Raw genomic sequence first — 22704 nt, 5'->3', positions numbered from 1 at the left:
ACATTTCTGTGCAAAATGACCGTTATGTAACGATAAGTTCGGTTACCCGTTACATTAAGCGGGTATTTGAAGAAGATCAAAATCTCAATAATGTCTGGGTCCGCGGGGAACTGTCCAATGTTAAGCGACATAGCCGCGGTCATTTGTATTTTACGCTGAAAGATGAACAGAGCCGGGTAAATGCAGTTATGTTTGCCGGCAATAACCGCTTTCTTTCTTTCCAGCCGGAAAACGGAATGAAGGTTCTTATTCAGGGTGAAATTTCAGTATATGAACCCCAGGGGCAGTACCAGCTTTATGCCCGTTCCATGAAGAAGGATGGTGTGGGAAACCTTTTCCTTGCCTATGAAGAGCTGAAAAGGAAGCTCGAGGAAGAAGGTCTGTTCGATGCTGCCGGCAAAAAGGAAATTCCGTCTTTCCCGGCGGAAATAGGCGTCATAACTTCGCCTACCGGTGCTGCAGTAAGGGATATTATAACCACCATCAAGAGACGGTTTCCGGTGACAAAAGTGACCGTGTACCCGGTTTTGGTACAGGGGGCAGGGGCAGCTGCATCAATCGCTGCTGCGATCGAAAAGGCGAACACTGGTTCAGCGCATGTGCTTATTGTAGGACGCGGGGGAGGTTCGATCGAGGAGTTGTGGGCCTTTAATGAAGAAGTAGTGGCCCGGGCAATTCACCAATCAGTAATTCCTGTCATCTCTGCGGTCGGTCATGAAACTGACTTTACCATTGCGGACTTTGTTGCCGACTTGCGGGCTCCGACGCCTACTGCGGCCGCGGAATTAGCGGTGCCCCATATGGATGAACTTCAGGACAGGCTCATGCAGCGGACGATGAGGCTCAGGCGTGCGATGGGTGATCAGGTTGCCCAATATCGCAAACAGCTGTCACGGCTTCAGAAATCATATGCCTTCCGCTATCCGGATCAGCTCATCAAACAAAAAGAGGTAGAACTTGACCGGGTAATGGAAGCCATGACCAGGGAAGTCCAGCGAAACATTGAACTTCAGAGGAATAAAGTGACCCAGCGCCAAAAGCAGCTTTCTTATTTTTCACCTGCTGATCAGATACAAAAATGGAAAGAAAGACAGTCGAGGCTTGGAAGGACCCTTACACGCACAATGCTGCAGCAAATAAAAAACAGCCAGACAGGTTTCCAGGGGAAGCTGTCGCGTTTGAACGCGCTTAGCCCGCTCGCTGTGATGGAGCGCGGCTACAGTCTCGTCTATACCGAAGCAGACCAGCTAGTGAAAAATGTGAGGCAAGTGCAGCCCGGAGATAGGGTGACCGTAAGACTGCAAGATGGAAAACTGGATTGCCAGGTATGGGGATTGGAGGAGAAAAACAATGGCTGAACAAAAAAACATCAGCTTTGAAGCTGCAATGGAACAGCTGGAGCAAATCGTCGAGCGTCTTGAAGAAGGAGATGTTCCATTGGAAGAAAGCATTGATTTGTTTCAACAGGGGATGGCTTTATCGAAAGTCTGTCATTCCAAATTACAAAACATCGAAAAGAAAATGGATACAATTATGAAAGACAATGGAGAGTCCGAACCTTTTCTAGTTCAGGATGATGAACAATAGATGAATATACACGAATACCTGCAAGACAAAAAACATTTGGTTGATGAATACCTTCCCTCTTTTTTAGAGCAAAAAGCGATTCCGTCCCACCTGAAGGAAGCGATGCTTTACTCGCTGGAAGCAGGCGGGAAACGGCTTCGCCCCATTTTGACGCTCTCTGTACTGGAATCGTTCGGAAAGAGAGCTGAAGTGGGGCTGGAGGCGGCCTGTGCGCTGGAAATGGTTCATACGTATTCGTTGATCCACGATGATCTCCCATCGATGGATGACGATGATTTGCGAAGGGGAAAACCCACAAATCATAAAATGTTCGGGGAAGCGACGGCTATTCTCGCCGGAGACGCGCTTTTAACTCTCAGCTTTCAGGTGATCGCCCAGAGCAGTATCTATAGCCCGGATCAAAAGGTGGCTCTTCTTTCCCTTCTGGCAGAAGCAGCCGGAGCTGAAGGAATGGTGGCAGGCCAGACAGTAGATATGGAATCGGAAAACAAGGACCTTACCCTTGAGGAGCTTCAGTTTATACATGAAAGAAAAACGGGCCGTCTTCTTGAGGCATCCGTTCTTTTTGGCGCCATTTTAGCCAATGCATCTGAAGCCGATGTCGAACAGCTCAGGTCCTTCAGCCGCCATCTTGGCATCGCGTTTCAAATCCAGGATGATATCCTCGATGTGATGGGCGATCCGGAGCTTATGGGAAAATCGGCGGGAAGTGACGAGCACAATTTGAAGAGTACGTACCCAAAGCTTCTCACACTCGGTGGGGCAAAAGAACAGCTTGACCGCCATCTGGCGCTTTCCAAAGACAATTTGAAAATGGCGGATGTAGATCCAGTCATACTTGAAGGGATAGCGGATTATATTGTAAGTAGAAACCATTAAGGTTTTGTGCTTATTGTTGGCTGACCGATTTTATGGTATGATAAAAAATACTTTGGAGTGGTGCAGTATTCTAGTCAGTCTCCCATTCCTGAAGGCGGGCCTAAAAATCCGCCAAAGGGCACATCGATGAAGTTCCTGGTGCCGGCTTGAGGCGCCCAGCCTTGGGTTGACGCTGGGAGTTAAGGTCGCAGGGCGATCCACAATGGCATGTGGGCGATGACCCTGCTTCCGCGGAGGCCCCCATATTTGCGGCTTGTGTGCTAATACCTTGCTGCGAAATGGGGTTTGAACCTGTTTTTGTTCTACCCTTTTGCGGGTGGAAACAAGCAGCGTAGCCTGCCTTGAGTGGAGTTTGAGGGGATTATGGACATGGAAACAGGTGATGGTTGGCCGCCGGAACTTTGTTTATGCCATATGAAATCAACTCTGCAAAAGAGGCTAGGGAAATGGGGAAGGGCTGCTGAGGAAAACTCCTAGACTGTTCCCGCCGACATTCAAAAAGGATTATAGTGCGGACTAAGTGGCAATCCAGTCTAACGCCAGGCGACTGCGTTAAGGAGGAAGTAAAGGGAAACCGCGAATTTGGCGACAATTTCGTTTCCTCTTGGGAAAACCTACTGGACCTAAGCCGCAGCGTTTACTTTTTGAATGACCACTCCTCATACATAATTCAAATGAGGCCTTACGCCTGGTAAAGCGTAAGGCATTCATTTTATCCGGGAGTCTTTTATGAAGCATTCATTTCATAAATCGATTAAATGGAGTACAGGCATTGCCGTTATCACGCTCGTGTTAGCGGCAATTTTTTCAGTGGCTTCCACCCTGATGCTAAGTGGTGTATCATGGGGCATGGGTATGGTGATTGTGTTAATTATTGTTCTTATTGGTGTGTTTTTTGATATTATTGGTGTAGCGTCAACAGCAGCCAACGAAGTACCCTTTCATGCTATGGCTTCGGAAAAAGTTCCGGGATCCCGGCATGCGATCATGATCACCCGGAATGCAGACAGGGTTTCCAACTTTTGCAATGATGTAATCGGCGATATTTCGGGAATTATCAGTGGTACGGCATCCGCTGGTGTTATCATTGAATTAACGATGACACTCGGGCATGGAGAGGGAACTGTGTTTGAACATACCATATCCATTATATTTACTGGAATTATTGCGGCCATAACGGTTGGAGGTAAGGCGTTTGGCAAGTCCTATGCCATCCATCATGCGACAGCTATTATTTTTCAAGTGGGCCGTTTATTATATTTTTTTGAGGAAAAATTAAAGATTAGACTATTTGATACTTCTTCTAAGAGAGGAAAGAGAAGGAATTAAATTGGAAAGTGAGGATTTTCCATGAAACTGGAAGATATTCAAAACCCCCAGTTCTTAAAGGATTATGATCAAGACCAGCTTAAAAAACTTGCGCTTGAGATCCGACAGTTTTTAATCAGCAAATTATCCGTGACAGGCGGACACCTTGGAGCAAATTTAGGTGTAGTAGAACTGACACTGGCTCTTCATAAAATTTTTGACAGCCCAAAGGACAAGTTCATCTTTGACGTTGGTCATCAGGCGTATATTCATAAAATCCTGACCGGAAGAACCGGACAGTTTGATACGCTGCGCCAATTTAAAGGTCTTTGCGGCTTTCCTAAACGCATTGAAAGCGAGCATGATGTCTGGGAAACCGGCCACAGCTCCACGTCGCTTTCTGCTGCTATGGGGATGGCTGTTGCCCGCGACTTGAAAGGAACCGACGAGAAAGTGGTTGCGATCATCGGGGACGGCGCGTTAACAGGTGGTATGGCACTTGAGGCCTTGAATCACATCGGCCACGAAAAGAAAGACCTGATTGTGGTTTTAAATGACAATGAAATGTCCATAGCTCCGAATGTCGGTGCGCTCCACAGTGTGCTCGGACGCATGAGAACTGCCAAGAAATACAATAAGGCCAAGGATGAACTCGAATCGCTGATCCGCAAGATCCCTGCCTTTGGCGGAAAGCTTGCGGCTACAGCTGAACGTGTGAAAGACAGCCTGAAATACATGCTGGTATCCGGTATGTTTTTTGAGGAGCTGGGCTACACCTATCTTGGACCGGTAGATGGCCATGATTTGGAAGATCTTGAAGAGAACCTCCGTTATGCCAAAAAGACAGAAGGGCCAGTGATTGTTCATGTGCTGACCAAAAAAGGCAAAGGCTACAAACCGGCCGAAATGGATATTATTGACCACTGGCATGGTGTAGGGCCGTACAAGATTGAGTCCGGCGAGAAAATCAAAGCAAAACAAGTTGCACCTTCCTATAGCAAACTGGTCAGTGACACGCTATGCACGCTTTCTGAGACAGATGAAAGAGTCGTGGTAATTACACCAGCGATGATTTTGGGGTCACAGCTGCAGGGGTACGCAGAAAAATTCCCTGACAGGCTCTTTGATGTTGGAATTGCGGAACAGCATGCCATGACGATGGCAGCAGGGCTGGCCACGCAAAACATGAAACCTGTGCTTTCGATTTATTCCACGTTTCTTCAGCGGGCATATGATCAGCTTGTACATGACGTTGCCAGACAAAATTTAAACGTCATCCTTACGATTGACCGTGCAGGGCTGGTTGGTGCCGATGGAGAAACCCATCAGGGTGTATTTGATATTGCTTTTATGCGCCATGTGCCGAATATGGTCATTGCAATGGGGAAAGACGAGAATGAACTTCAGCACCTCGTCAATACGGCTGTGAAATACGATGACGGGCCTATTGCCATTCGTTACCCGCGTGGTAACGGAATCGGCATTGAAATGGACCCTGAACTGGAAGAAATTCCGATTGGCAGCTGGGAAGTGCTGAAAGAAGGCAATGATGCGGTCATTCTAACCTTTGGAACGACCATTCCTATGGCTTTGGAAGCATGGGAGATTCTTGCGAAACAAGGAATTTCAGTGAGGGTAGTCAACGCCAGGTTCATCAAGCCGTTTGATCATGAAATGATGCTGGGAATTCTTCAGGAGGGTCTTCCGATCCTGACCATTGAGGAAGCGGTGTTGCAGGGCGGTTTTGGAAGCGCGGTACTGGAGTATGCCAACGATCATCACTTCCATTCCGCCATCGTGGACAGAATGGGTATTCCAGATTGCTTTATTGAACACGGCAGCGTAACAAAGCTGCTTGAGGAAATTGGAATGACCACCGAGGCTGTCGTTGAACGGACAAAAAAATTGGTTACTGAGAAAAAGAAAAAAGGTTTATATACATGAAGAAGGAACGAATCGACGTTTTGCTTGTAGAGCGTGGATTAAGCGAAACAAGAGAAAAAGCAAAACGCTCCATCATGGCCGGATTGGTCTATTCCGGCAGTGAACGATTGGACAAACCCGGTGTGAAGATCGATGTGGAAGCCCCTTTGTCGGTAAAAGGAAATGTTATTCCGTATGTCAGCAGGGGCGGGCTGAAGCTCGAGAAGGCCATTAAAGTCTTTGATCTTGAATTAAAGGGGCTTACTGTGCTTGATATAGGAGCTTCAACCGGCGGATTTACGGATTGTGCCCTTCAGAACGGCGCGGAATTTGTATATGCCCTTGATGTGGGATACAACCAGCTTGCCTGGAAAATCCGCCAGGATGGCCGGGTTGCAGTCATGGAACGAACGAACTTCAGGTATGTAAAGCCGGAGGACCTCAGCCGCGGCCTTCCGGATTTTGCGACCATTGATGTTTCTTTTATTTCATTACGCCTGATTCTTCCTGTCCTTAAAACCATTATAAAACCCGGCGGAAGCGTCATGGCTCTGATTAAACCCCAGTTTGAAGCGGGCAGAGAGGACGTTGGGAAAAAAGGCATTGTCCGGGATCCAGCAGTTCACAGGCGGGTCATACAGGAGATTATCCGGTTTTCGCAAAATGAAGGGTACAGCGTCAGAGGCCTTTCTTACTCTCCCATTACCGGCGGTGAAGGAAATATCGAATTTCTGGTTCATCTTCAAGCGGAACACGGTCATGATCCGTTTTCGCCGGAAGAGGTTTCCCGCGTTGTGGAAGAAGCACATCAGCAGTTTAAAAAAACAGACAACGACAAATAATGTACACAACCCGTATTACATACATGTGATATGGGTTTTTTTTTCGAAACAATCGGAAAAGGTAAGGATAGCTGTAAAGAATGTACAAGTCAGTAACAATATTATAAGATAAGAGCAGATACTTAGAATATGAGCAAATTTGTTCGTAAAATGAGGTGAAAGATGTGAATAAAGGCCAACGTCATATTAAAATAAGGGAAATCATTACACATAAAGAAATTGAAACACAAGATGACCTGGTCGAGGAGCTTCGCAATGCTCATTTTAATGTGACGCAGGCAACTGTCTCCCGTGATATTAAAGAACTGCATCTCGTAAAGGTGCCGATGTCAGATGGAAGGTATAAATACAGTCTTCCGGCAGACCAGCGGTTCAATCCCCTGCAGAAGCTGAGAAGGACATTGATAGACAGCTTTGTGAGCATTGATCAGGCTGACCATCTCATTGTAATGAAGACGCTTCCGGGAAATGCCAATGCTATTGGTGCGCTCATTGACAAATTAGACTGGGAAGACATTATGGGAACGATTTGCGGAGACGACACGATCCTTGTGATCTGCCGCTCAAAGAATGTTTCTCCGGATGTTTCACAACGTTTTCTGGACATGCTGTAGTGGCCCGGCGCTATTAGCGCCAAAAAGCATATAAGGTAAGGTGTGATAGTATTGCTGGCAGAATTAAGCATCCGCAATTTTGCGATTATAGAAGCATTAACCATTTCATTCAATAAAGGATTAACAGTGTTAACGGGTGAAACAGGGGCAGGGAAATCCATTATTATTGACGCTATTGGTTTGCTTATTGGAGGAAGAGGCTCTTCTGAATTCGTGCGTTATGGAACGGCGAAAGCAGAGATTGAGGGCTTGTTTTTGGTCGATTCTCCACATCCTGTTTATGCGAAGGCGGAAGAGCTGGGAATAGAGATTCACGATGGCATGGTCGTTTTAAAAAGGGATATCATGGAGTCGGGAAAAAGTGTGTGCCGTATCAATGGCAAACTTGTCACGCTTACGCTGCTGAAAGAAATCGGGCAATCACTGGTCGATATCCATGGCCAGCATGAAACCCAATACCTTATGCAGCCTGAAATGCATTTGTCCCTTTTGGACAGCTTTGGCGGCGAAGAAATGGAGCAAATGATCTCCAGGTATCAATCGGTCTATGCGGATTATAAGAATCTTCACAAACAGTTAAGGAATTTGACGGAAAATGAACAGCAGATCAATCAGCGGCTGGATTTAATTCAGTACCAGCTCGAGGAAATCAACAGTGCAGAACTGATGGAGAATGAAGATGATGAACTGCAGGAAGAAAAGCTGAAGCTGGGGAATTACGAGAAGCTGTTCAACAGCCTTCAGGATTCATATGAATCTTTGTACGGAGAAAACAAGGGGATCGAGAACGTTTCAGTTGCTTTGAGCCATCTGCAGAATGTGTCCCATTTGGATGAAGAACTGAACAAGCTTCAGGAAAATGTTGCCAATCATTTTTATGCGCTTGAAGAAGCAGCTTTTACCATTCGTGATTATTTTGAAACGATGGAATTTGATCCGGCCAGACTCGATTTTATTGAAACAAGGCTGAACGAGGTCAGCAAGCTGAAAAGAAAATACGGCAACAGTGCAAATGAAATTTTGGATTATGCCGCTAAAATTCAAAAAGAACTCGACATGCTTCAGAATAAAGATGGCAATATTGAAAGTCTTCGCCAGGAGCTGCAGAAAAAAGAAAAGCAGCTGCAAAAAAGCGCCTTAAAGTTAAGTAAAAAACGAAAAAAACTTGCTGAAAACCTGATTATCGATATCCACCAGGAACTTAAAGCGCTCTACATGGAAAAAACGGTGTTCGATATAAGGATCTCCTCTTTAGGGGAGGAAGATGCTGTCCGTGAACAGGATTTTGGCAAATATGGAAGCGATCATGTTGAATTTTTTATTTCAACCAATCCCGGTGAACCGTTAAAACCGCTGGCAAAAGTGGCTTCGGGCGGGGAACTTTCTAGGGTCATTCTCGCATTAAAGTCCATTTTTTCACAGCATCAGGGCATTACAGCCATCATTTTTGACGAAGTGGATACCGGCGTAAGCGGAAGGGTTGCACAGGCAATCGCCGAAAAAATTTTCAGGGTTTCTGAAGGCTCTCAAGTGCTTTGCATCACGCATTTGCCCCAGGTTGCCGCCATGGCAGATACTCATCTGCATATTTCGAAAGAGATCACCAACAAGCGTACCACCACGCATGTTGTTTCACTTGAGACCAACCAAAAGGTCAATGAAATTGGTCGGATGATTTCTGGTGTGGAAATCACCGAATTAACCAAACAGCATGCAAGGGAGCTTCTTGATTTGGCGGATGAAATAAAAAAAACCTCATAGTTCATTTTTGTTATACGTATGTAAAGCTATCCAATTCAGGATAGCTTTTTCTTTTTATGCGGTTATAATCTTACTGTTCTAAGGCAAAATTAGTAGTACAGCCATGTTGGAGGTGTGGGTAAGGAGCGAGGAGAGTGAAAGATGGTTAAAGATAAAATAAGGCGGATTTTTGGTGTAATTCTCCTTGGATGCCTGGTAGGAATTGGTTTTCTGAAGCCGGTTCAGGACTATGTTGGTCTTCCTTCAGCCATAAAGGTATTCAAAGGACAGGAACGTGCAGTTCCTCACCTTCCTGCTGGAACTGATGTTATTTCATCCGATAAAAATGGAGCGATTTTCTCTGTTGGAAAATCAAAAGGCCAAGGCCAGCACTCATTTTCTGTTCATGCAGTGGAGGATGGTGATTCTGTGGTCACAGTAGAAGCAGGAGGCTTTCCGTTAAAGAAAATTGGGGTAACCGCTATGCCTGAACTGCGGGTTGTGCCCGGGGGGCAATCCATCGGGGTAAAATTAAATACGCTGGGTGTATTGGTTGTCGGCCATCATCTGGTTGACACAAAAAAAGGACAAAAGTCTCCAGGCGAGATCGCGAACATACAAGTTGGAGATATTATTACCAAGATTAACGGAGAAAGCATTGCCAGGATGGGCGATGTGGCTCCTTTTGTAAGGCAGGCGGGGAAAACAGGTAGCAAATTGGATGTAACGCTGATACGCAACAAAAAAACGTATCACAGACAGCTGCAGCCTCTTCAGGATAAAGATGATTTGTCTTATCGCATTGGTTTATATATCAGGGATTCTGCAGCAGGTGTGGGTACTCTGACATTTTTCCATCCAGATTCGCAAAAATACGGAGCTTTGGGCCATGTAATTTCAGACATGGATACAAAGCAGCCGATCGTTGTAAATAAAGGAGAAATACTCCGATCCACAGTTACAAGCATTGAAAAGGGCAGCAACGGACATCCGGGCGAAAAGCTCGCCAGGTTTACCAATGAAGATGAGAGTATTGGAAGTATTTCACGAAACAGTCCTTTTGGAATCTTTGGAAAGCTTAGTGAAGGATTATCCAATGGACATTGGAACAAACCAATGCCTGTCGCATTTTCAGATGAGGTAAAGGAAGGTCCAGCAAAGATTCTAACGGTCGTAAATGGAACGAAAGTCCAGGCATTCCAAGTAGAAGTAGTCAGCTCGATTCCTCAAAAATTTCCAGCGACTAAAGGAATGGTCATTAAAATAACTGATCCGAGGCTGCTTAAAGCAACCGGCGGAATTGTACAGGGGATGAGCGGAAGCCCCATCATCCAAAACGGCAAACTGATAGGAGCCGTTACTCATGTTTTTGTCAATGATCCCACATCTGGATATGGTGTCCATATTGAATGGATGCTTGATGAAGCCGGGATTGATATATATGGAAAGCAAAAGCAGAAGGCGAGTTAACCCGCCTCTGCTTTTTTTATGTTTGTAGGTACATAGACTTTTTTATCAATATTTTGTACAATAGAGAGTATAAAGAAAATTCGACAAGCGTGGTTGAAAAATTAAAAAGATGTCGAAAACCGAAGATAATTGAAGAGAAAATGTGCTATTTTAACCAAAATTAATAATTTGAGAAAAAATAAGAAAAAATAAAGGGAAAACAGGATTTTTGTGGAAATCTTAAAGTGTAAAAGAAGAAAATGTTGGATAGGGAGGAATATTCGTGCAAAAAATAAAAGTTTGTTTGGCTGATGATAATCGCGAATTAATCAGTTTGCTGAAGGAGTATTTGGCAAACCAGGATGATATGGAAGTAATCGGTGTGGCTTATAACGGTCAGGAATGTCTGAATGTTCTTGAAGATAAACAACCAGATGTTCTCGTTCTCGATATCATCATGCCTCATCTTGATGGACTGGCCGTTCTTGAGAGGATCCGTTCGAGTGAGCACCTCCCGCAGCCGAATGTCATTATGCTGACAGCTTTTGGCCAGGAAGATGTGACAAAAAAGGCAGTGGAACTGGGAGCGTCCTATTTCATACTGAAACCGTTTGATATGGATAACCTTTCAAGCCAGATCCGTCAAATAAGCGGAACCGACCACTCGTTTGTCCAGCGTCCATCATCTGCCCGTTCGTCGGCTGTTAACTCTCCAAAGCCGCCGCGTAATCTGGATGCAAGCATTACAAGTATTATTCATGAAATCGGTGTGCCGGCGCATATTAAAGGTTATATGTATCTGCGTGAGGCGATCTCCATGGTTTACAATGATATAGAACTGCTTGGTTCTATTACGAAGGTTCTTTATCCGGACATTGCCAAAAAATTCAATACCACCAGCAGCCGGGTGGAACGAGCTATAAGGCATGCGATTGAAGTCGCCTGGAGCCGGGGTAACATTGACAGCATTTCATCCCTGTTTGGCTATACCGTTTCCATGTCCAAAGCCAAACCGACTAATTCAGAATTTATAGCGATGGTCGCTGACAAGCTGAGAATTGAGCACAAATCCGGGATGACTGTATAATCCAAAGAGGTATTTTCCCAAAACCAGTATTCCTTCCTAATTCCAAAAATAAATGGGCCCACATAAATAGTCCGCTGAAGGTTTGTCTTCAGCGGACTATTTGCGTTGAAACCTGCTTTGGACCTTGTTTCGTTTACGGTCTCTGTAAAAAATAAATCCTCCTACGAAAGAAAGGCCTGCTGCAAAAAGAACCAAACCCGCAAGGAACTGAAACCAGAGTGCGAAAAAGCCATGATGTAAAATTCCAAACAGGACATCTCTCATCAATTTGACACCAATGACGCCGGCAACTCCTGGTATTACCATTATTAATAAAGCGATATAACGCTGCATTACGTCCTCTCCTTTTCCCTCCTCATTGTACTTTAGAATGGCAGGGTTGTATACGAAAAAACAGATATTGCAAACCTTTTCATAAAACAGTATGATAAAAGTATGAAAATAATTGCAAAGTGAAGGAGCTATCTATGCAAAAAGCTGTCATTTATGGGACAGGAGAGCATTTTGAATCATTGGTGCAATTACTCGCATCTTCCCATGTGCTGCAACTTTGTTCAATTGTTGCGAGGTCAGTTACTGAAGAGCTGACCAGCCTTGCAGACCAGTATGGTATTCCGGTAAAGGAGACGCTCGGGGACGCAGCAGATCCGGATGTTGAACTGGTGATCGATTTTTCCGGCCGGCTGGAAGATCACGACACCCGGAATATGTTTAAAAACAATGTCAGTATTGTCGCATCCTCCACGGCATGGGAATTTTTCCATTCATTATCGGGAGGCGAAGGATCCATCCCTTCATACCGTAATAAACTTCATAAAATTAACACCATTCTTGATTCTACTCACGATGGAATGATTGCGATAAACGATAAGTTCAACGTTACGCTGTTTAATAAAAGCGCCGAAAAAATGACGGGGCACAACAAGGAACAGGTGATGGGCAAGCAGGTGCAGGACGTTATTCCTTCGAGCCAGCTGCCGCGTGTCATGATTGAGGGAAAAGAAGAAATCAATCAGGAACAAATATTGGATAATGGTACAAAAATCATTACGACCCGTATACCGATTATCGATGAATATGGAAATAAAATGGGTGCTTTTGCTGTGTTTAGAGATATAACAGAAATGATCAACATGGCGGAAGAGGTCACTAATTTAAAAAGCATCCAATCTATGCTCCATGCCATTATTCAATCATCAGAAGAAGCTATTTCCGTTGTCGATGAAGAAGGCAAGGGAATCATGATCAACCCGGCCTATACAAAACTCACGGGGCTTAAATCCAATCAAGTGATTGGAAAACCTGCAACCATAGATATTTCTGAAGGGGAAAGCATACATATGCAGGTGCTGAAAACCCGAAAACCAGTTAGGGGAGCCCGCTTAAAGGTTGGACCGCAGAAAAGGGATGTTGTCGTAAATGTAGCTCCCATCATTGTTGATGGTGTGCTAAAGGGCAGTGTGGGTGTCATTCATGATGTCTCGGAGATTAAGTCCCTGACAGAAGAACTGAGCCGGGCCCGCCAGATTATCCGGACACTGGAAGCCAAATATACCTTTGAAGACATAAAGGGTCTATCCGAGGAGATGACATTTGCGGTAGAGCAGGCTAGACTTGCAGCTTCTACGCCTGCTACGGTTCTGCTCAGGGGAGAATCCGGTACCGGGAAGGAGCTTTTCGCACATGCCATCCATAACGGAAGCAGCCGAAAATACAATAAATTTATAAGAGTCAATTGTGCGGCTATTTCTGAATCGCTGCTTGAAAGCGAGCTTTTTGGATATGAGGAAGGCGCGTTTTCCGGGGCGCTGCGGGGCGGGAAACGAGGATTGTTTGAAGAGGCGAACGGAGGCAGTATCTTTCTTGATGAAATCGGGGAGCTGGCACCTGCAATGCAGGCAAAACTGCTTCGGGTTCTTCAGGAAAAAGAAATCCGGAGAGTAGGCGGCACCAAAGCGATTTCCATTAACGTCAGGGTAATCGCTGCAACAAACATAAATCTTGAAAGAAAGATAGCGGATGGTGCCTTTCGTGAGGATTTGTACTACCGGCTGAACCGCATGCCAATCTATATTCCGCCGCTCAGGGCCCGAAAACAGGACATCCCGATTCTGGCAGAGCATCTGATTAAAAAGCTCAATCAGGATTATGGAAAAAATATTGAAGAAATATCCGGGCAGGCGGAAGAAATACTAAAACAGTATGAATGGCCCGGCAATGTGAGGGAACTTGAAAATGTTTTAGGAAGAGCCATGATTCATATGGAGCCGCATGAACAAAAAATCAGCAGTCTTCATATCGATTTGCCGACACAGGTTAAACAGGAAGATTACCACAAAAAAATTGTTCCGCTAAGTGAAGTTGAACCATTATCTGTGCAAATGGACAAAGTAGAAAAAAGAATCCTATCCGACACTCTCGCAGGTATGGATGGAAATAAAACAAAATGTGCAAAAGCGCTCGGTGTCTCATTGCGGAATTTATATTATAAGCTTGAAAAATTTGGGATTCAAACCGAAGACTGAAGTGAGTTGCATGCAAAATATTTCATAGTGTGCAATAATATTCAAGGTGAAGGAATAGGAAACCATATAGAATAGGGATTATTTTTTGGCATGGTTCTTGCAATATAAAAGCAGGGCGGCATAAAGGAGGCTGGACATTGGAACTAGAACAACTGCTAAACTCCATAACTGCAGACAATAAGAAAGCAGTTGCTGTGGCTGCTGCAGAAGATGAAGAAGTAATCGAATCTGTCAAACAGGCCTATGAGAGAGGAATTGCATCCTTTCTGCTCGTAGGCAATGCTGAAAAAATAAATTTTCTGCTGCAGCAGCATCACCTCGAGCAGACAATGGACCTTCAGGTTATTGATGCAAGTCCTGACCAGGCGGCATTGGAAGCGGTGAAACTGGTGAGCAGGGGACAAGCAGACATCCTTATGAAAGGGATGATTCCCACTTCAAATTTATTGAAAGCGGTTCTTCATAAAGAAGCGGGGTTTCGGACAGGTAAAATTTTATCGCATGTGGCTGCATTTGAGGTTCCAGGCTATGAACGTCTGATTTTTGTGACCGATTCAGGCATGAACATTAATCCGGATTTGCAGCAAAAAGCACAGATCATTGAAAACGCCGCATGGATTGCCAAAGGGGTTGGAGTGGAGATGCCGAAAGTGGCTGTTCTCGCTGCCGTTGAAACCGTAAACCCTTCCATGCAGGCAACGCTCGATGCAAGCGCATTGACCGTCATGAATAAACGTGGCCAAATTTCAAATTGTGTCGTTGAAGGACCGTTCGCGCTTGATAATGCCATTTCACCTGAAGCGGCAGAGCATAAGGGGATTTCCGGAGAAGTGGCGGGCCATGCGGACATTCTGCTTGTACCCGCCATTGAAACGGGAAATGCCCTGTATAAGTCGCTTATCTATTTTTCGGGCGCCAAAGTCGGGGCAGTTGTCGCAGGCGCCCGTGCACCGATCGTGCTGACATCAAGAGCGGACAGTGCAGAAAGCAAATTATTTTCAATTGCGCTTGCAGTAAAGACATTACAACATAAAAACACCTAGGAGGAATTAAAAATGGAAATTTTTAAATATATGGAAACTTACGATTATGAACAAATGGTGATTTGCCAGGACAAACAATCAGGTTTAAAAGCGATAATTGTGATTCACGATACAACCCTGGGACCGGCGCTCGGCGGAACAAGAATGTGGACATACAATTCTGAGGAAGATGCGTTGGAAGATGCGCTTCGTCTTGCAAGAGGAATGACGTATAAGAATGCCGCAGCGGGCTTGAATCTGGGCGGAGGAAAAACAGTAATCATCGGAGATCCGAAAAAAGACAAAAATGAAGAAATGTTCCGCGCATTTGGCCGCTATATCCAAGGATTGAATGGCCGCTATATTACCGCAGAAGATGTGGGTACAACAGTGGAGGACATGGATGTCATATATCAGGAAACTCCTTTTGTAACAGGTGTTTCCCCGGCGTTCGGTTCTTCAGGAAATCCTTCCCCGGTTACTGCTTATGGTGTATACCGCGGCATGAAGGCAGCGGCGAAAGAAGCGTTTGGAACTGATTCTTTGGAAGGCAAGGTCATTGCCGTTCAGGGTGTGGGACATGTCGCCTATAATCTTTGCCGGCACTTGCATGAAGAGGGAGCACAGCTGGTTGTAACGGATATTAATAAAGAAGCCGTTGACCGTGTGGTGGGAGAATTTGGTGCAACAGCCGTTGATCCGGACGAAATTTACGGAGTGGAATGTGATATTTTTGCACCGTGTGCACTTGGAGCCATCATCAACGATCAAACCATCGGACAAATTAAAGCAAAAGTAATCGCAGGTGCTGCAAATAACCAGCTTCGTGAAACGCGTCATGGAGATGCCATCCACGAAATGGGAATCGTTTATGCGCCGGATTACGTGATCAATGCGGGTGGGGTAATAAACGTAGCAGATGAACTGAATGGATACAATCCCGACCGTGCAATGAAAAAAGTGGAAACCATTTATGACAACATTGCCAAGGTTATCGAAATTTCAAAACGCGACAACATTCCGACCTATCTGGCAGCGGACCGTCTTGCCGAAGAACGCATTGAGAGAATGCGCAATTCAAGAAGCCAGTTCCTTCTTAATGAACGTCATATTTTGTCCAGCAGAACTCGTTAATCGCGGTTTGTGAATTGGAGGTTAATATGGTGCCTTTGAAAGAACATCGCCTGCTTGTCATTAATCCGGGATCAACCTCTACCAAAATCGGGATTTTCGACAATGAACGCGCCGTGTTTGAAAAAACAATACGCCACGACAGTGATTGTCTGGCTTCATTTGAACAAATTATTGATCAGTATGCTTTTCGCAAACAAACAATCCTGGAAACACTTGATCATGAAGGGATCAATATTTCAAGACTGAATGCGGTTGTTGGCCGCGGCGGGCTGCTCCGGCCGATCGAAGGCGGTACTTACCATGTGAATGAAGCGATGCTTGCTGATCTCAGGAAGGGGTATGCAGGCGAGCATGCCTCCAATCTGGGCGGCATTCTTGCTTTTGAGATTGCTTCAGGGCTGAACATCCCATCTTTTATTGTTGATCCTGTTGTTGTGGATGAGCTCCAGCCGGTTGCAAGGATTTCCGGTATCCCGGACATCGAGCGTAAAAGTATTTTTCATGCTTTAAACCAAAAGGCTGTGGCAAGAAGGGTGGCTGCACAGCTCGGGCGATCATACCATGATCTGAACCTGATCGTGACCCATATGGGTGGCGGAATTACCGTTGGTGCCCATGCGTCGGGCAAGGTCATAGATGTAAACAACGGCTTGCATGGCGAAGGTCCTTTTTCTCCGGAACGTGCAGGAACTGTGCCGATCGGAGATTTGGTAGAGCTCTGCTTTTCGGGGGAATACTATGCGGATGAACTGATGAAAAAACTCGTGGGACAAGGTGGCCTCGTCGGTTATCTGGGAACCAATGATGCGGTAAAAGTAGAAGAAATGATCGCAGGCGGAAATAAACAGGCCAAATTGATATATGACGCAATGGCCTACCAGGTAGCGAAAGAAATAGGAGCTCAAAGCACAGTTCTTGGGGGAAAAGTGGATGCCATTATTATCACCGGGGGTCTTGCATACGGCAAAGAATTTGTGAAAAAAATTACAGAGCGTGTAGAATGGATAGCGGATGTTATTGTTCAGCCCGGAGAAAACGAACTTCAGGCGCTCGCTGAAGGAGGACTCCGTATCCTGAGGAGCGAGGAGCAAGCAAAAGAATACGGAACAACAGGGGTATTAAGTCCAAATTAACGATACAAAGGAGAACTGTATGGCAACTGATTTTGATCTAGTCATCCTTGGAGGCGGGACAGGCGGATATGTGGCCGCCATCCGCGCCGCACAGCTTGGTAAAAAAGTAGCAGTAGTTGAAAAAGGACTGCTTGGCGGCACTTGCCTACATAAAGGATGCATTCCAAGCAAAGCCCTGCTGAGAAGTGCCGAAGTGTTTTCCACTTCCAAGAAAGCAGCAGAATACGGTGTATCCATAGAAGGTGTCTCACTCGATTTTATGAAGGTTCAGGAACGTAAGCAAAAAATCGTGGACCAGCTTCATAATGGTGTCAAACATTTGATGAAAAAAGGAAAAATCGAGGTGTTTGAAGGCATAGGACGCATTTTAGGCCCTTCGATTTTTTCACCGATGCCGGGAACAGTTTCAGTTGAAATGAACAACGGTAATGAAAATGAAATGCTGATTCCGCAAAATGTCCTTATTGCGACAGGTTCAAGGCCACGCAGTCTTCCGGGTCTGGATCTTGATGGAACGCATGTAATGTCATCCGATGATGCACTAAAAATGGAGAAATTGCCTGCAAGCATCCTCATTATTGGGGGTGGTGTTATTGGCATTGAATGGGCGTCAATGCTGAACGATTTTGGTGTGGAAGTTACTGTAGTGGAGTATGCGGACCGCATTCTTCCAACTGAAGACGAGGAGATTTCCAAGGAAGCGGCGCGCATCCTGAAGAAAAAAGGGATTGAACTGGTTACAGGAGCAAAAGTATTGCCGGAAACATTGAAAAAAGAAGGCGGCCTGCAGATTGAGGCTGAACATAAAAACGGCCAGAAAACTTTTAGTGCCGAGAAAATTCTTGTCTCTGTCGGACGGCAGGCCAATGTGGAAGGAATCGGCCTCGAAAATACCAGCATTAAGGTGGAAAAAGGTTTCATTGAAACGAATGAATATTATCAAACAGCAGAAAGCCATATTTATGCGATTGGTGATGTGATCGGCGGTCTTCAGCTGGCTCACGTGGCATCACATGAAGGAATAATTGCTGTTGAGCATCTCGCCAACGAAAAGCCCCACAAGCTGGACTATTCCACGGTCTCGAAATGCATATACTCTAATCCTGAAATGGCCAGTGTTGGATATACTGAGAAAGAGGCCAGGGAAAAAGGATTCAGTGTCAAGATCGGAAAGTTTCCGTTCAAAGCCATCGGCAAGGCACTCGTCTACGGTGAATCAGATGGTTTTGTCAAACTTGTCGTGGATGAAAATACCGATGATTTGCTCGGGGTTCACATGATCGGTCCTCATGTCACTGATATGATTTCAGAAGCAGGGCTTGCAAAGGTGCTTGATGCTACACCTTGGGAAATTGCCCAAACCGTACATCCTCACCCGACACTGTCCGAAGTATTTGGAGAAGCCGCACTGGCTGTGGATGGAAAAGCGATTCATTTCTAAAAACAGGAGGGAAGCTATCATGGGTGAAAACCGACATGAAAAATTGGGATTAACGGACGAACGAGTCCTTGAAATGTATAAAACGATGCTCTTGGCAAGGAAGATCGATGAACGCATGTGGCTGCTAAACAGGGCAGGCAAAATCCCGTTCGTCATTTCCTGTCAGGGCCAGGAAGCTGCACAAGTTGGAGCAGCAATGGCGCTCGACCGTGAAAAGGACTATGTTCTTCCTTACTATCGTGACATGGGAGTGGTTCTCTGGTTCGGGATGACCGCGAGAGATCTTATGCTTTCGGGTTTTGCCAAAGCTGAAGATCCAAGCAGCGGCGGCCGTCAGATGCCCGGCCATTTTGGCGGCAAGAAGTATCGGATTGTTACAGGGTCATCCCCGGTAACCACACAGGTTCCGCATGCGGTGGGAATGGCACTTGGAGGAAAGCTGGAAGGGAAAGACCTTGTCACCTTTACAACTTTTGGTGAGGGATCTTCCAATCAGGGAGACTTTCATGAGGGGATCAACTTTGCCAGTGTACATAAGCTTCCGGTCATATTTATGTGCGAAAACAACAAGTATGCGATTTCTGTTCCGATTCAAAAACAGCTCGCTTGCGAAAATGTATCCGACCGGGCTGTTGGTTACGGAATTCCTGGTGTAACGGTTGACGGTAATGATCCGCTGGCCGTGTACGAAGCGGTAAAGGCTGCTGCAGACAGAGGCCGGCGCGGGGAAGGGCCGACTTTGATCGAAGCTGTTTCCTACCGCCTGACTCCTCACTCGAGTGATGACGATGACAGGGCATACCGCACGAGAGAAGAAGTGGAAGAAGCAAAAGCAAAAGATTCCATTTTTACATTTGCTCAATATTTAAAAGAAGCTGGCGTTCTTTCGGACGGATACGAAAAACAGTGCCATGAGGAAATTTCAGCTATTATTGATGAAGCAACTGACTATGCAGAAGCAGCGCCTTATGCAGATCCTGAATCTGCCATGCGCCACGTTTTTGCAGAGTAAGGGGGAGAAGTTATGCCGATTATTTCATATATCGATGCCGTAACACAGGCCATCCGTGAAGAGATGCAGCGAGATAAAAAAGTATTTGTTGTAGGTGAAGACGTTGGTGTGCGCGGAGGCGTATTCCGTGCAACTGCCGGTCTTATTGAAGAGTTTGGCGAAGATCGCGTAATTGATGCACCGCTTGCTGAATCTGCAATTGCGGGAGTTGGAATCGGAGCTGCCATGTACGGTATGCGGCCGATAGCAGAAATGCAGTTTGCTGATTTTATCATGCCTGCTGTAAACCAGATCGTGTCAGAGGCTGCAAAAATCAGGTACCGGTCCAACAATGACTGGACATGCCCAATCACTATTCGTGCTCCCTATGGCGGAGGTGTGCATGGAGCACTCTACCACTCTCAATCTGTAGAAGCCTTATTTGCCAATATACCCGGTTTGAAAATTGTAATGCCTTCTACGCCTTATGACGTGAAAGGTCTTCTTAAAGCAGCTATCCGTGACGAAGATCCTGTTCTTTTCTTTGAACATAAAAGAGCGTACCGCTTGATTAAAGGAGAAGTGCCCGAGGAAGAATATACACTGCCGATTGGAAAAGCGGATGTAAAACGAGAAGGCGATGATATCACCGTCATTACATATGGATTGTGTGTGCATTTTGCCCTGCAAGCTGCTGAAAAACTGGAGAAAGACGGTATTTCAGCTCATGTTCTTGATCTGCGCACCGTATACCCGCTGGATAAGGAAGCGATTATTGAGGCGGCGTCTAAAACCGGAAAAGTACTTCTCGTAACGGAAGACAATAAGGAAGGAAGCATTATAAGCGAAGTGGCAGCCATTATTGGAGAACACTGTTTGTTTGAGCTTGATGCGCCAATCAAACGGCTTGCCGGCCCTGATGTGCCAGCAATGCCATATGCTCCAACCATGGAAAAGTACTTTATGATGAATCCTGAAAAGGTAGAAAAAGCAATGAGAGAACTTGCTGAGTATTAAACAGCAGCGCTAAGGAGGGTGATCAGATGGCTACCGAAAAGATTGTAATGCCCCAGCTCGGGGAGAGTGTAACAGAAGGAACCATCAGCAAATGGCTTGTTCAGCCAGGCGATCAGGTGAAAAAGTATGACCCGCTTGCTGAAGTTATGACGGATAAAGTGAATGCCGAAGTTCCTTCTTCCTTTACAGGAACCATTAAAGAACTGGCTGCAGAGGAAGGGGAGACACTGGCAGTAGGCGAGCTGATCTGTTATATCGATACAGAAGGCGGAAATGCCCAGGCTGAACCAAAAGAGGAAGCAGCTGTGCCTGATAAACAAGATGATACTCAAGAGGTAAAGGCAGCAGACGCTGCTGATAGCCGGCCAAAACGTGACAAATCAGAAAAAAACCGTTTTTCTCCTGCCGTACTCCGCATCGCGGACGAACATAGCATTGACTTAAACCAGGTGGAAGGTACAGGAATGGGCGGGCGCATTACCCGCAAGGATCTGTTGAAACTGATTGAATCTGGATCCGTTCCATCACCTGGAACAGCTCCAAAAGCGGAAGCGCCAATTCAGGAGGCGGCAAATGTAAAAGAACCTGAAACGCAAACTCCGGCAACGCAGCAGTCTGCTCCCAAATCAGCACCGCCGGTTGAAAGTTTGCCTGGTGATATTGAAATTCCGGTCACTGGTGTAAGAAAAGCAATCGCAGCCAATATGGTAAGAAGCAAGCATGAAGCTCCGCATGCCTGGACCATGGTTGAAGTGGATGTCACGAATCTGGTTGAATACCGCAACAGTGTAAAAAACGAGTTCAAATCAAAAGAAGGATACAATTTGACCTTTCTTCCATTCTTTATCAAAGCAGTGGTGGAATCCCTTAAAGAGTACCCTCAATTGAACTCCATGTGGGCGGGGGATAAGATTATCCAGAAGAAAGACATCAACATCTCCATAGCGGTAGCAACAGATACAGCACTTTACGTGCCCGTTATAAAAAGTGCGGATGAAAAAAGCATTAAAGGGGTTGCCAGAGAAGTTAAAGAATTGGCGGATAAAGTGCGTTCAAACCGATTGGGTGCTGATGACATGAAAGGTGGAACGTTCACGGTCAATAATACAGGCTCCTTTGGTTCGGTCATGTCCACGCCAATCATTAATTACCCTCAGGCTGCCATTCTTTCTGTAGAATCAATTGTTAAACGTCCTGTGGTGATGAATAACGGAATGATTGCGGTTCGTGATATGGTTAACCTGTGCCTGTCTCTCGATCACCGTGTACTCGATGGCCTGGTGTGCGGACGATTCCTTGCGTCTGTTAAAAAACGGCTGGAGAGCATTTCACCGGAAAACACATCAATTTATTAAAAATCAGGGTTTATAGCAAGGGAAAAAGGGAATGTAGTGACTATCAACACCTCCATACCCCATAACCCCCTAAAGAAAAGACGCTTCGGATAAGCGTCTTTTCTTTGTATTAAGGAAGAAAACGGGTAAAATAAGGCTGAAAGGGGAGTCTGCTATGAATTTAAACTTTAATTTTTTCATGAACGACGCGGTGGAAGCCGCCCGGCAGGAAATCGTGGAAGCGGGATATATCCAGTTAACTACACCTGACGATGTCGATAAGGCATTTGCCACATCAGGAACAACATTAGTGATGGTTAACTCAGTATGCGGCTGCGCCGGCGGCATTGCGCGTCCTGCTGCTTCCTATTCCGTGAAGCAAGGCGTACGTCCAGATCAGCTCGTTACTGTGTTTGCCGGTCAGGATAAAGAAGCAACGGAACATGCGAGATCTTATTTTACAGGTTATCCTCCTTCTTCTCCTTCGTTTGCACTTATGAAAGACGGGGAGATTCAAATGATGGTGCAACGCCATGAAATTGAAGGCCACGAGCCAATGGAAGTCGTCAATAAGCTGATTGAGGCATTTAACACCTATTGTAAATAAGATAGAAACGCTCTTGTCCAGAATCCTGGTCAGGGGCGTTTTTGTTTTTGAAACGACAGGGGCGTTTTTGT

At 45.6% G+C, this 22704-nt stretch carries 20 protein-coding genes; 19 read left to right on the top strand and 1 reads right to left on the bottom strand.

Features of this window, described 5'->3' with window-relative positions:
• The first annotated feature begins 8 nt into the window (after positions 1-8).
• From xseA to spo0A, 10 genes are all read left to right on the top strand, one after another.
• Entirely contained in the window at positions 9-1358 is a 1350-nt protein-coding gene (xseA, locus tag QYB97_RS12295; protein ID WP_301166308.1) for an exodeoxyribonuclease VII large subunit, read from the top strand.
• Entirely contained in the window at positions 1351-1587 is a 237-nt protein-coding gene (locus QYB97_RS12290) for an exodeoxyribonuclease VII small subunit (RefSeq protein WP_301166307.1), read from the top strand. The genes xseA and QYB97_RS12290 overlap by 8 nt, the downstream gene beginning before the upstream one ends.
• Positions 1588-2466 (top strand): polyprenyl synthetase family protein, encoded by an 879-nt coding sequence (locus QYB97_RS12285; protein WP_301166306.1) that lies wholly within the window; start codon positions 1588-1590, stop codon positions 2464-2466.
• Between the two features lie 729 nt (positions 2467-3195).
• Complete coding sequence (locus QYB97_RS12280) at positions 3196-3795, top strand: hypothetical protein (protein WP_301166305.1); 600 nt, start codon at positions 3196-3198, stop codon at positions 3793-3795.
• A gap of 21 nt (positions 3796-3816) precedes the next feature.
• The gene (gene dxs / locus QYB97_RS12275) at positions 3817-5718 is read left to right on the top strand and encodes a 1-deoxy-D-xylulose-5-phosphate synthase (protein ID WP_301166304.1); all 1902 of its coding nucleotides are present in this window, start codon (positions 3817-3819) and stop codon (positions 5716-5718) included.
• A complete protein-coding gene (locus QYB97_RS12270; protein WP_301166303.1) occupies positions 5715-6539 on the top strand; it encodes a TlyA family RNA methyltransferase in 825 nt (274 codons plus the stop codon). Before dxs ends, QYB97_RS12270 begins: the two co-directional genes overlap by 4 nt.
• A 164-nt stretch (positions 6540-6703) precedes the next feature.
• Positions 6704-7153, top strand: coding sequence for a transcriptional regulator AhrC/ArgR (ahrC, locus tag QYB97_RS12265; protein ID WP_301166302.1), 450 nt, complete (start codon positions 6704-6706; stop codon positions 7151-7153).
• Positions 7154-7204: 51 nt separating this feature from the next.
• Positions 7205-8914 carry a DNA repair protein RecN gene (recN, locus tag QYB97_RS12260; RefSeq protein WP_301166301.1) on the top strand — a complete coding sequence of 570 codons (1710 nt, stop codon included), beginning with the start codon at positions 7205-7207 and terminating at the stop codon, positions 8912-8914.
• A 141-nt stretch (positions 8915-9055) separates the two neighbouring features.
• Positions 9056-10363, top strand: coding sequence for a SpoIVB peptidase (gene spoIVB / locus QYB97_RS12255; protein ID WP_301166300.1), 1308 nt, complete (start codon positions 9056-9058; stop codon positions 10361-10363).
• 262 nt (positions 10364-10625) lie between these two features.
• Entirely contained in the window at positions 10626-11429 is an 804-nt protein-coding gene (spo0A, locus tag QYB97_RS12250; protein WP_301166299.1) for a sporulation transcription factor Spo0A, read from the top strand.
• 96 nt (positions 11430-11525) lie between these two features.
• Here spo0A and QYB97_RS12245 read toward each other — a convergent pair whose 3' ends face one another.
• Entirely contained in the window at positions 11526-11762 is a 237-nt protein-coding gene (locus QYB97_RS12245; RefSeq protein ID WP_301166298.1) for a DUF2627 domain-containing protein, read from the bottom strand.
• Between the two features lie 134 nt (positions 11763-11896).
• Here QYB97_RS12245 and QYB97_RS12240 point away from each other — a divergent pair, with 134 nt between their 5' ends.
• The 9 genes from QYB97_RS12240 to QYB97_RS12200 all read left to right on the top strand — a co-directional run bounded on the left by QYB97_RS12240 (position 11897) and on the right by QYB97_RS12200 (position 22633).
• Complete coding sequence (locus QYB97_RS12240) at positions 11897-13954, top strand: sigma-54 interaction domain-containing protein (RefSeq protein ID WP_301166297.1); 2058 nt, start codon at positions 11897-11899, stop codon at positions 13952-13954.
• Between the two features lie 137 nt (positions 13955-14091).
• Positions 14092-14997, top strand: a complete 906-nt coding sequence (gene yqiS, locus QYB97_RS12235; protein ID WP_301166296.1) for a phosphate butyryltransferase — start codon at positions 14092-14094, stop codon at positions 14995-14997.
• A 12-nt stretch (positions 14998-15009) separates the two neighbouring features.
• On the top strand, positions 15010-16110 hold the full coding sequence (bcd, locus tag QYB97_RS12230; RefSeq protein ID WP_301166295.1) for a branched-chain amino acid dehydrogenase: 1101 nt from the start codon (positions 15010-15012) through the stop codon (positions 16108-16110).
• A 26-nt stretch (positions 16111-16136) separates the two neighbouring features.
• Complete coding sequence (buk, locus tag QYB97_RS12225; protein WP_425589798.1) at positions 16137-17243, top strand: butyrate kinase; 1107 nt, start codon at positions 16137-16139, stop codon at positions 17241-17243.
• Positions 17244-17262: 19 nt separating this feature from the next.
• The gene (gene lpdA / locus QYB97_RS12220) at positions 17263-18684 is read left to right on the top strand and encodes a dihydrolipoyl dehydrogenase (protein ID WP_301166294.1); all 1422 of its coding nucleotides are present in this window, start codon (positions 17263-17265) and stop codon (positions 18682-18684) included.
• Between the two features lie 19 nt (positions 18685-18703).
• The gene (locus tag QYB97_RS12215) at positions 18704-19696 is read left to right on the top strand and encodes a thiamine pyrophosphate-dependent dehydrogenase E1 component subunit alpha (RefSeq protein ID WP_301166293.1); all 993 of its coding nucleotides are present in this window, start codon (positions 18704-18706) and stop codon (positions 19694-19696) included.
• A gap of 12 nt (positions 19697-19708) precedes the next feature.
• Positions 19709-20692, top strand: coding sequence for an alpha-ketoacid dehydrogenase subunit beta (locus QYB97_RS12210; RefSeq protein ID WP_301166292.1), 984 nt, complete (start codon positions 19709-19711; stop codon positions 20690-20692).
• A 26-nt stretch (positions 20693-20718) separates the two neighbouring features.
• Positions 20719-22047 (top strand): dihydrolipoamide acetyltransferase family protein, encoded by a 1329-nt coding sequence (locus tag QYB97_RS12205; protein WP_301166291.1) that lies wholly within the window; start codon positions 20719-20721, stop codon positions 22045-22047.
• Positions 22048-22201: 154 nt separating this feature from the next.
• Positions 22202-22633: a BrxA/BrxB family bacilliredoxin gene (locus tag QYB97_RS12200; protein WP_301166290.1), complete on the top strand. Its 432-nt coding sequence runs from the start codon at positions 22202-22204 to the stop codon at positions 22631-22633.
• The last annotated feature ends 71 nt before the right edge of the window (positions 22634-22704 follow it).

Source organism: Fictibacillus fluitans, from assembly GCF_030418125.1.
GTDB lineage: Bacteria > Bacillota > Bacilli > Bacillales > Fictibacillaceae > Fictibacillus_C > Fictibacillus_C fluitans.
The sequence above is the reverse complement of the archived record's forward strand: the minus strand, read 5'-3'. Positions and strand labels throughout refer to the sequence as shown.